The sequence below is a fragment of the Jatrophihabitans sp. genome (genome assembly GCF_035474675.1).
GTDB lineage: Bacteria > Actinomycetota > Actinomycetes > Mycobacteriales > Jatrophihabitantaceae > Jatrophihabitans_A.
The window spans coordinates 1-11,273 of record NZ_DATINC010000030.1; the positions used below are offsets into that span (position 1 = coordinate 1).

Consider the following 11,273-nt stretch of genomic DNA (forward strand, 5'->3'; position numbering starts at 1 on the left):
GAGGTCTGGGCCAGGGCGGCGGTCACCGCGATCTCGTCGGCCGCCGACCACTGGCGCAGCATCGTCTGGTGCGGGTAGCGGCCCCTGGCCACCAGATCGCCAACGGTGATGCCGCCGGGCGCGATGGCGCTTTGCGCGAGCAGGCCGAGTCGCCGGGCGACCTCCTTCGCCTTGTAGGAGGCAATGGCCTTGCCGTCCAGGTGGACGGCTCCCGCGACCGGGTCGATCGCCCGGGCGAGCGCCTTGAGGAGGGTGGACTTGCCGCAGGCGTTCGGTCCGACGATCGCAGTGAAGCCGTCGTCCGGAATGGACACCGTCAGGCGCTCGGCGACCGTGCGCTCGTGGTAGCCCAGGGTTAGCGACTCGGCCCGGAGCCGGGGTTCGTTGGGCACCTGGTCCGCCGTCGTGTTCACAGCCGGCCCCGCTGGCCGAAGGCGAGCACCCAGACCAGGTAGAGGCCGCCCAGCGCCGCCGTGAGAACGCCGACCGGCAGCGGCACCGGACGGAACAGCCGCTGCGTGGCGACGTCGCAGCCGGCCAGCAGCAGCGCACCCATCCCGGCTGCGGTGAACGGGCCCGGGCGGGTCGCCGCTGTGAGCGGGCGGACCAGGTGCGGGGCGGCGAAAGCGACGAACGCGACCGGCCCGGCGACCGCAGTCGCGACTGCGGCGAGCCCGACGCTGGTGCACAACAGCAGCCGGCGATCGGATTCGGCGTTCGCGCCGAGCGCCCGGGCCGTGGTGTCGCCGAGTTCCAGCGCGTTCAGGCGCGCGGCGGCGACCGCGGCCGCGGGTGCCAGCACGGCGAGCGCCCCGGCCATCACGAGAACGTGGTCCCAGCCCCGGTTGTTCAGACCTCCGACCAGCCAGGCTTGCGCGGCGACCGCGTCGTGCACCGGGGCCTTGCTGATCAGGTACGTATTGACGGAGACCAGGGCGGCGGTGACGCCAATGCCGATCAGCACGAGCCGGGTACCCGTACCGCCGTGCCGGTGGGCCAGCACGTACACCAGGACCGAGGCGGCCGCGCCGCCGACCAGTGCGCCGAGGCCGATCTGGAAGAGGCTGTCCGCGCCGAGGATGAGCGCGCTGATCGCGCCGGTGGCCGCGCCACTGGTGAAGCCGATGATGTCGGGGCTGACCAGCGGATTGCGGGCCATGCCCTGCAGCAGCGCCCCGCTGGCCCCGAGGGCCGCGCCGACCGCGATACCGGTCAACAGCCGGGGCAGACGCAGGGTGCCGACGATGAACTCCGGGCCGGGTTCGCCCTGACCGACGAGCACGGCGAGCACCTCGCGCCCGGTGAGCTCCACCTCGCCGCCACCGAGGGCGAGCACCGAGGTCACCGCGAGGCCGGCCAGCAGGACGAGGCCGGCGAACAGCGCGCGCGGGCGCAGCCGGACGGCGAGCGGCCCCAAGCGCAGCACCCACCCGCTGATCGGTCGCCGGTGGACGAGTTCCGCGGTCACAGCTCGGCCAGCCGGCGTCGACGGCAGACCGCGATGAAGATCGGTGCGCCGATGAGGGCGGTGACCAGCCCGACCGCGAGTTCGGAGGGAGCCGCGATCAGCCGACCGACCAGGTCGGCACCGAGCAGCAGAACCGGGCTCAGCAGCGCGGCGTAGGGCAGGGACCAGCGCAGATCGGGGCCGGCCAGAAGCCGGGTGGAGTGCGCGATGATCAGGCCGACGAAGCCGATCGGCCCGGCGGCGGCGGTGGCCGCGCCGCAGAGCAGCGTCACCGCGATCGCCGCCCACAGCCTGGTCCGCACGGTGGCGACCCCCAGCGCCCGGCCGGTCTCGTCGCCCAGGGCCAGCACGTTCAGTGGCCGGGCGAGCAGCAGGGCGATCACCGTGCCGACCACGATGAACGGGGCCACCTGGACCACCACGGCCATGTCGCGTCCGGCGATGGAACCGACGTCCCAGTACCGGAAGGTCAGGAAGACGTCGGGACGCTGGAGCAGCACGGCGGAGACGAACGCAGCCAGCACGGCGCTGATCGCCGCTCCGGCCAGCACCATCCGGTCGGCGGCGGCTGCGCTCCGGCCGCCCCGGCCGAGCAGGTAGACCAGAACTGCCGCGGCGGCGGCCCCGGCGAGCGCGAACCACACGTAACCGGTCAGCGCGGAGACGCCGGCGAACGCGATCGCCGCCACCACGGCCGCCGAGGCGCCCAGGGTGACGCCGAGGAGCCCTGGATCGGCGAGCGGGTTGCGGGTCATGGCCTGCATCAGCACGCCGGCTACGCCCAGGCCGATCCCGGCCAGGATGCCGATCAGGGTCCGAGGCACCCGGTACTGCTGGATGATGGTCGCCTCCGGGGAGCCGTCGTTCTGCCAGAGCGCGTGCCAGGTCACGTCGGGGCTGATCGGCTTGGCTCCCAGCCACACGCTCAGCAGGCAGACCAGCAGCAGCACCAAGGCCGCCGCGAGCAGCCCGCCGGCACGGCGGATCACGAGCACGGGCGGTACCTCCTGCCGAACCACAGCCGTCCCGTCTCCAGGGCGATGGGTGATGAGGATAGCCTTACCTCTCTTTCGTGGGCTATCCGCCTCTTTTGGGCTATCCGCCCATCGCCTCGATCAGGCTCTGCGGCCGCAGGTCCGTCCAGTTCCGCTCCACGTAGGCCAGAGCGGCGTCCTTGGCGTCCGGGCCGAACACCGTGGTCCAGCCGGCCGGGACCGCAGCGAACGACGGCCACAGCGAGTGCTGCCCCTCATGGTTGACCAGAGCGAGGAACTGGCCCTCGGGGTTGTCGAACGGGTTGGTGCTCATGGGTTTTCCTTTCGTTGCTCAGACGAGGTCGGTAACCGGTCGGTCGGGTGCCGCCACCGCGCGCTCGATCAGCTGATGGAGCTCGGCGGCGAGCCGCTGGGCGGTTGGCTGATCGAACAGGTCGGTGGCGTAGCCCAGGTAGCACTCCAGCGCGCTGAGATCGCGCGGTTGGTAGAAGCTCAACGCGAGATCGGCATGCCCGGCTCCCGTCGGCACCGATCCCAGCGTGCCGAGACCGCCCTCGAGCTCGGCGATCGCCGGCTGCTCGTGGTGCACGACCATCACCTGCGGGCCGCGCTCCGGCAGCCCGGCCACGGCGGCGATCTCGCAGTACGGCACCTCCTGCGCGCCCAGGGCGCCCAGGGTGCTCTCCCGCACTCCGGCCAGCAGTTCGGTGAACGTCGGGTCGCCGTGCAGCCTGGTCCGCAGGACCAGCGTGTTGGCGAAGCCGCCGACCAGCCCGGCCAGCCGGTCCTCGGTGCGCCCGGCGACCAGCGCGCCGATGGGCAGGTCGTCACCGGCCCCGTGCCGGTACAGCAGGACGGCGAAGGCCGCGTGCAGCACCATGTACACGCTGGTACCGGTCCGGGCGGCCAGGTCAGCGATCGCCGAGTGGGTCGGCGCACCGAGGATGAAGCTTTCGTGCGCGCCGTGTCCGGTGCGGTCCTGCGGCTTGTGGTCGGCGGGCAGGGTGAGGGTCGCCGGCATGCCGAGCAGTGCCGTGCGCCACCACCCGAGCTGGTGGGCCTGCGCGCTGCCCGGATCCGCCGGGTCGCCGAGTACCTCTCGCGCCCAGGAGGCGTAGTCGGAGTAGCTCACCGGCAACGGCTCCCAGTCCGGGGCGCTGCCGGCGACGCGGCTGGCGTACGCACCGGACAGGTCCCGCAGCAACGGCACGACCGACCACTCGTCCACCGCGAGGTAGTGCATCCGCAGCAGTACAGCCTGGCTGCCGGTAGCGCTCGTCACGACGCTCACGCGCAGCGGTGCCCCACTGGTCAGGTCCGGGGCTTCAGCGGCCAGCTCGGCCAGCCTGCCGTCCAAGTCGACGCTGTGCTCGACGGCGAGCTCCGGCGCCGCGCACGGCCGGCGGAACACCGCGCCGTCCGCGACCGTGAACGCGGTCCGGAGCGGCTCGTGCCGGGCCACCACGTCAGCCAGCGCCGCAGCCAGAGCGGCCAGATCCAGGCCGCCGGGTGAGCGCAGGACCAAGGCGTGGTCGAAGCCGGGGCGCTGCTGGTAGGCGGCCCACCGGTCCCGTTGTACGGGGGCCAGGAGCCGACCGAACTCGCCGATGGCGGTCAGCTCCGGGCGGAGCAAGCCGGCCCCGTCGAGCCGCCCCTCGAGTCGATCAGCCAGGCCGGCCACCGTCGGCGCGTCGAAGACGTCCCGGATGGCCAGCTCGGCTCCCAGCCGGCTGCGGACCCGTCCGAGGAGCTGCATCGCAGACATCGAGTGCCCGCCGAGGAAGAAGAAATTGTCGTGCGTTCCGACCTCGGCCAGGCCGAGGACCTGGGCGAACAACTCGGCCAGGACCCGCTCGGCGGGGGTTCGCGGCTGGACCCGGCCGGACAGCTGCGACCAGTCGGGGGCGGGCAGCGCCCGGCGATCGAGCTTCCCGTTGGGGGTCAGCGGCAGCGGACCGTCAAGCCGGATCAGGAGCGCGGGCACCATGTACTCCGGTACCTGGGCAGCGACGTGCGCGCGCACCGCGGCCAGGCTCGTGTCTGCCGGTGTCACCACGTAGCCGGCCAGCCGGACGATGTCCCCGCTGCGGTCAGCGATCACCGCGGCCTGGCTGACATCGGGATGATCGGTCAGCGCGGCCTCGATCTCGCCGAGTTCGATCCGCATCCCCCGGATCTTGACCTGGCTGTCCACCCGGCCGAAGAAATCCAGGTTGCCGTCGCGGCGCCAGCGAGCCCGGTCGCCGGTGCGGTACATCCGGGCCCCGGGCCCGGCGAACGGGTCGGCGAGGAACCGCTCGGCCGTCAGGCCGGCCCGCCCCAGGTAGCCGAGCGCGAGCCCGCGGCCGGCGACGTAGAGCTCGCCGACCACGCCTGGCGGTAGCGGACGCAGGTGCTCGTCGAGCACGTAGCACCGGGTGTTGGGGTCCGGACGACCGATCGGGACGGCGCCCCGCCAGCCGGGCTCGGCGTTCCAGAGCGTGGAGTTGACGGTGGCCTCGGTCAGACCGTAAGCCGCGATCAGGTTCGCGGTCGCGCCGTGCCGGCGGAACAGCTCCGGCGGCACGGTCTCGGTGCCGACCAGGATGGTCGACCCGACCGGCAGCTCGCATTCCGGCGGCAGCGCCGCGACCAATGACGGCGGCAGAATCAGGTGACTGACGTCGTGCCGGGCGAGGAAGTCCGTGAGCTGTGGTCCGGCTACCCGCGCCTCCTCGGTGATCAGGATCAGGCTGCCGCCGTGGCACAGCGCCATGCACAGCTCGAAGACCACCACGTCGAAGCCGATCGAGGCGAACTGCAGAACCCGAGCGTCCGGGTGCAGGCCCATTCGGTCCACCGCCGTGGCCACCAGGCTGGCGATCCCCTCGTGCGGCACCACCACGCCTTTCGGGCGGCCAGTGGAACCGGAGGTGTAGATGACGTACGCCGGCTGGTCCAGGCTGACCGGGCCCGGGCCGGGATCGCTGGCGTCCAGAGCCGCGAGCCGGTCGGCGGTACCGGGCTCGTCCAGCAGAACCGGCACCGGGCCGGCCGGGAGCAGCCCGGCCACCGCCTCGGTGCCGACAACCACCCGGGCGCCCGCGTCCGCCGTCATGTAAGCGAGCCGGTCGGCGGGGTGGGCCAGGTCCAGCGGCAGGAACGCCGCGCCGAGCTTGAGGCTGGCCAGGATCGCCGCCACCATGTCGAAGGACCGGGGTACGGCCACGCCGACCACCGAGCCGGCACCTACGCCATGTGCGGCGAGCAGGCGCGCGATCCGATTCGCCCGCGCGTCGAGCTCGGCGTAGCTGTACTGCCGGTCGCGGTCCACCACCGCCGTCGCGTCGGGGCGCTCGGCGAGCCGCTGAGCGAACAGCCCGGTCATGGTTTCCTCATCGACGGCCCGGGGGGCGCCGTTGAAGCCGTCAAGCACCAAGTGCCGTTCGTCGTCGGTAAACACGTCGACGCTGCTCACCGGGTCGTCCGGGCGGGCGGCCACCGCATCGATCAGCATCATCAGCCGCCGGTTGAGCCGCTCGGCCGTGCTGTCGGCGAACAGCTCCCTCGCGTAGCCCAGCCGGCAGGACAGCCCTTGCTCGTCCTCGGTGAACGTAAACACCAGATCGAACTTCGCCGTGCCGGCCTCGAACGGCAGGAACTCCACCTGCGCGCCGTCCAGGGTGAGGCTCTCGCCCGTCCGGCTGTGGTAGCCGGTCATCACCTGGAACAGCGGGTTTCGGGCCAGCGACCGGGCCGGGTTGAGCCGCTCCACGACCGCCTCGAACGGCACGTCAGCGTGCGAGAACGCCGCCAGGTCGCCGGTGCGAACCCGGCCGGCGAGTTCGGTGAAGGTGGGATCGCCCGAAAGGTCGGTCCGCAACACCAGGGTGTTGACGAAGAAACCGACCAGGTCGTCGAGGGCGGCGTCGGTCCGCCCGGCGATCGGCGCTCCGATCGTGATGTCGTCGCCGGAGCCGGTCCGGTGCAGCAAGGCCGCGACGGCAGCGTGCAGCAGCATGAACATGGTCGCGCCGGTGGCCTGGCTCAGCTGCCGGAGCGAGGCGTGGGTCTGCGTCCCGATCCGAGTGGTGACCTCCGCGCCGGTGAAGTCCGGTCGGGCCGGTCGGGGCCAGTCGGCCGGCAACGTGAGTTCCTCGGGAGCACCGGCGAGCGCACGTTCCCAGAAGGCGAGCTGCCGGGCCGCCAGGCTGTCCGGGTCCCCCGGCTCGCCGAGCAGCTCCCGCTGCCACAGCGCGTAGTCGGCGTACTGCACCGGCAGCGGCTCCCAGGCAGGCTGGGTGCCGGACCGCCGGGCCGCGTAGGCGGCGACGAGGTCGCGCAGCAAGGGCCGGTCCGACCACTCGTCGGTGGTGATGTGGTGCAGGAGCAGAACCAAGGTCTGCTCACCCTGCTCGTCATCGATCAGCGTGGCTCGGATCGGCAGCTCGGTGAGCAGGTCGAACGGCCGAGCGATCAGCTCGGCGATCAGGCCGGGTACCTCGGCCGACGTGGTGGTGCGGGTCGCCATCAACTCCGGCAGCTCTGTGGCCGGGACGATCCGCTGGCTCGGTACCCCGTCGTGGACGGCGAACCGGGTGCGCAGCGCCTCGTGCCGGCCGGCCACATCCGCCAGCGCCGCGCTGAGCGCCGCCGGGTCTACCTCCCCGTGCAGGCGCATCACCAGCGGGAAGTTGTACGCCGCCGAGGTGTTCTCGATGTTCTGGATCACCCACAGCCGCTGCTGGGCGTGCGAGAGCGGGATCCGGTCCGGCCGCAGCCGAGCCGTCAGCGCCGGTCGGGCGGGACCGCCCGAGCGGCTGGCCCGGGCGGCCAGCTCGGCGGGAGTGGGTGCCTCGAACAGGTCGCGGATGGACAGCTCCGCGCCGAGCACGGCCCGGGCCCGGCTGATCAGCCGGGTGGCGAGCAGCGAGTGCCCGCCCAGGTCGAAGAACCCGCTGTCGGCCCCGACCGTGCCCTCGGCCAGGCCCAGGGCCTGTTCGAACAGGGTGCACAGGGTGCGCTCGGCCTCGCTGCCCGGCGCGCGCCGGAGCGCCGGACCGGCCAGCGTGGGGGCCGGCAGAGCCGCCGTGTCCAGCTTGCCGTTGACGGTCAGGGGCAGGGTGTCGAGAGTGACGAAGGCCGACGGGACCATGTAGCTGGGCAGCCGCGCCTTGAGGAAGTCCCGTAGCTCGGGGAGGACGGACTCCGCGCAGACGACGTAGCCGGTCAGCCGCTTGGCGCTGCCGGAACCGGTGGCGGTCACCGCGGCATGGGTGACCGCGGGATGACTGGTGAGCGCCGAGGCGATCTCGCCCAGTTCGACGCGGTAGCCCCGGATCTTGACCTGGTCGTCGGTGCGGCCGAGGAAGTCGATGATCCCCGAGCCGGGCCGCTGCACGACCAGGTCGCCGGTGCGGTACATCCGGTCGCCGGGTGCGCCGAACGGGTCGGCGACAAACCGATCGGCGGTCAGGCCGGGCCGGTCGTGGTAGCCCCGGGCCAGGCCGATTCCGGCGATGTAGAGCTCTCCCGGGCAGCCGGGCGGGACTGGACGCAGCGCGGCGTCCAGCACGTAGGCGCGGGTGTTCCAGATCGGCCGGCCCACCGCAGGCGTATCGCTGTCCATCGTGGACGCGCCGAGCGTGTTGATGGTGTATTCGGTCGGCCCGTAGAGGTTGTACCCGTAGGTGCCCTCGGTGTCGCGCAGCGGGTTCCACACCGTGTCCGGCACCGCTTCGCCGCCGAGCAGTACCAGCGGCGGCACGTGCCCGGTGAGCAGGCCCTCCTCGATCAGGAGTTGCGCGTAGGTCGGCGTCACGTTGACGACGTCAATCTGATGGGCGTCGCAATAGGCGACCAGCGCCTCGGCGTCGCGGCGCAACTGCTCGTCGCAGATGTGCACCTGATGGCCCTCCACCAACCAGAGCAGCTCTTCCCACGACATGTCGAAGGCGAAGGAGACGGTGTGCGCAATCCGCAGCCGCCGGCCGCCGGCCTGCTCGATCGCCGGGGCGAAGATGTTGACCTGGTGGTTGAACTGCATGTTCGTCAGGCCCCGGTACGGGGTGACAACGCCCTTCGGCCGGCCGGTGGAACCGGAGGTATAGATGACGTACGCCGGGTGCTCGAGCCGACCGGGAACGCCGGGAACGAACCGGGCCAGCTCCGCGTCGGTGATCGAGGTGCCGGAGTAGCCGGACAGCCCCACGGCCGGATCGTCGAGGCACACCGCGTCGGCGGTCAGGCCGACCGCGCTGGTCGACAGGACGCACAGCGGGCCGGTGTCGGCGATCATGTCGTGCAGCCGCTCGGCCGGGTGGTCGAGGTCCAGGGGCAGGTACGCCGCGCCGATGCGCAGGACCGCGAACAGGGCAACGACCATCTCCACCGAGCGCGGCAGCGCGAGCGCGACCACCCGCTCCGGGCCGGCCCCGCGGGCCAGCAGCAACCGGGCGAGCTGGTTGATCTCGGTGTCCAGTTCGGCGTAGCTGAGCCGGCGGTCGCCGAAGACCAGAGCCACCGCATCGGGGGTGCGCCCGGCCTGGACGGCGAGCATCTCGGCGACGGTGACGTCCGGTACCGGATTGGCGCTGGCGTCCCAGCTCTCGCCGAGTGCCGTCCGCTCGGCCGGCAGCAGCAGGTCGACGCCACCGACGGCGGTGTCGAGACCAACGGCGGCGTCGACCTGATCCGCGAGCCGCTCCAGGAGCAGGGTGTATCGGTGCAGGATCGTCTCCGCGGCCGCGGAGTCGATCAGGTCCGCCCGGTAGGACAGGGTGACCTGCAGCCTGGTCTGCGGGGTGACGATCAACGTCAGCGGGTAGTGGGTGGAGTCGATGTTGGTCACGGCGGTGATCCCGTGCCGGTCGCGCAGCTCGACCATCCGGTCCTCGCCGCCCCCGGGGCGCAGCACGAACAGGGTGTCGAACAGGGTGCGGTGGCTGGTCTGGGCCTGCACGTCGCCGAGGCCGAGGTATTCGTGGGCCATCAGCGCGGTGCGCTCGTCCTGCAGGCGGCGTAACAACTCCCCGGCCGGCTCGGCGGGTCGGAGGGTGACCCGGGTGGGCACGGTGTTGAGGAACATCCCGATCGTGGACTCCACGTCGGCGACTTCCTCGGGCCGCCCGGCGACCGCCGAACCGAACACCACGTCGTCGCGGCCGAGCATCGCCGACAGCACCAGCCCCCAGGCGGCGTTCAGCAGCGGGTTGAGGGTCAGTCCCCGGCTGCGGACCAGGGCGCGCAGCCGGTTGCTGAGCGCCTCGGACAGGTGTACGTCGAGGTTGACCGGGACGGCGCCTTGGCCACCCCGCACGGCGGGCGCGACCAGGGCCGGTTCGGCCAACCCGGCCAAGGCGTTCCGCCAGGCGTCCTTGGCGGCCACCGTGTCCTGGCGGTCGAGCCAGGCGAGGTAGTCGCCGTAGCTGCCGGGCCGTTCCAGCCCGCTGTCGTCACCCGAGCGCGCGTAGAGCTCGAACAGTTGCTCCAGGAACAGCCATGCCGACCAGCCGTCCCAGGCGATCAGGTGGCTACTGACCACCAGCCGATCGTGACCGGCACCGAGCCGGATCACGGTCAGCCGGCACAGCGGCGGAGCCGACAGGTCGAACCGGCGGGTCCGATCGGCCGCGAGGAACGCGTCGAGCCGGCTGTCCTGCTCGGCGGCGGTCAGGTGGGTCAGGTCGAGCTCCTCGACCGGCATCTGGGGAGCCCGGCAGACGAACTGCACCGGACGCGGCACGCCGTCGCTGGTGAAACCGGCCCGCAGGCTCGGGTTTCGCTCCAGCAGCGTCGCGCTCGCCGCCCGCAACCGGTCCACGTCCAGCCGATGCGCGAAGTCGAAGGTGGACTGCGCGGTGTAGACGTCCAGGTCACCGGTGTCGTAGCTGGCGTGGAAGTACAAGCCTTCTTGCAGCGGCGACAGCGGCCAGATCTCGTCCACCCCCTGCCCGGCGGCCCGCTCGACCTGCGCGGTCTCCTCTGCAGTGAGGGTGAACCGCGCCCCTTCGACGTCGGCCTGCGGCTCGGGCTGTGACTGGGCGGCCAGCGCCAGCCCGGCGGGGGTCCGGTGCGCGAACACGTCGCGCGGGCTGAGCGCCAGGCCGGCCTTGCGGGCCCGGCTGGAGACGGTGATCGACAGGATGCTGTCGCCGCCGAGCACGAAGAAGTCCTCGTCCGGGCCAACCTGGGCCAGACCGAGCACCTCGGCGTAGATGCCGCAGAGCCGCTCCTGCGCGGGGCTGGTGGCCGCGCGGCCGGCCCCGGTGGCCCGCTCCGGAGCCGGCAGAGCGGCCCGGTCGAGCTTGCCCGCCGGGTTGAGCGGCAGGGCGTCGAGAGCGACCCAGTACTGCGGCACGACCGCCGCCGGCAGTCGGCGGGCCGCCGACGCGCGCACCGCTGCGGTGTCCAGGTCATCGCCCACCAGGTACGCGATGAGCTCCTGGCCGCCCCGCGGTCCGGGGCGCACCACCACCAGCGCATCGGCGACGCCGGGCTCGGCGCGCAGCAAAGCTTCGATCTCGCCGGGTTCGAGCCGGTTGCCGCGGATCTTGACCTGATGGTCGGTCCGGCCCAGATAGGTGAGGACGCCGTCGGCGGTGTGGCTGACCAGGTCGCCGGTGCGGTACATCCGGGCGCCCGGCGGGCCCGACGGGTCGGCGACGAACCGCTCGGCGGTCTGGCCGGGGCGCCGGTGATAGCCGCGAGCGAGCTGGCTGCCCGCGATGTACAGCTCACCGGGCACGCCGGCCGGCACCGGACGCAGGTTGACGTCGAGCACGTGCAGCCGGGTACCGCGCACAGCCTGCCCGATCGGGACGGTCCCGGAC

5 protein-coding genes are annotated in these 11,273 nt (G+C 72.5%); all 5 read right to left on the reverse strand.

Features of this window, described 5'->3' with window-relative positions; translation table 11 throughout:
* A partial coding sequence (locus VLJ82_RS03200) for an ABC transporter ATP-binding protein (protein WP_408661876.1) occupies positions 1–392 on the reverse strand: 392 nt, incomplete at its 3' end.
* A 17-nt stretch (positions 393–409) separates the two neighbouring features.
* Positions 410–1,426 (reverse strand): FecCD family ABC transporter permease, encoded by a 1,017-nt coding sequence (locus tag VLJ82_RS03205; protein WP_408661877.1) that lies wholly within the window; start codon positions 1,424–1,426, stop codon positions 410–412.
* Between the two features lie 38 nt (positions 1,427–1,464).
* Complete coding sequence (locus VLJ82_RS03210; RefSeq protein ID WP_408661878.1) at positions 1,465–2,463, reverse strand: FecCD family ABC transporter permease; 999 nt, start codon at positions 2,461–2,463, stop codon at positions 1,465–1,467.
* 100 nt (positions 2,464–2,563) lie between these two features.
* Positions 2,564–2,776, reverse strand: coding sequence for an MbtH family protein (locus VLJ82_RS03215; protein WP_408661879.1), 213 nt, complete (start codon positions 2,774–2,776; stop codon positions 2,564–2,566).
* Between the two features lie 18 nt (positions 2,777–2,794).
* Positions 2,795–11,273, reverse strand: an 8,479-nt coding sequence (locus tag VLJ82_RS03220; RefSeq protein ID WP_408661880.1) for an amino acid adenylation domain-containing protein, incomplete at its 5' end; no start/stop codon positions are given.

Bases quoted from the DNA above. Each gene is read 5' to 3' on its own strand.
- VLJ82_RS03215 (WP_408661879.1), bottom strand. From the start codon at position 2,776: ATGAGCACCAACCCGTTCGACAACCCCGAGGGCCAGTTCCTCGCTCTG.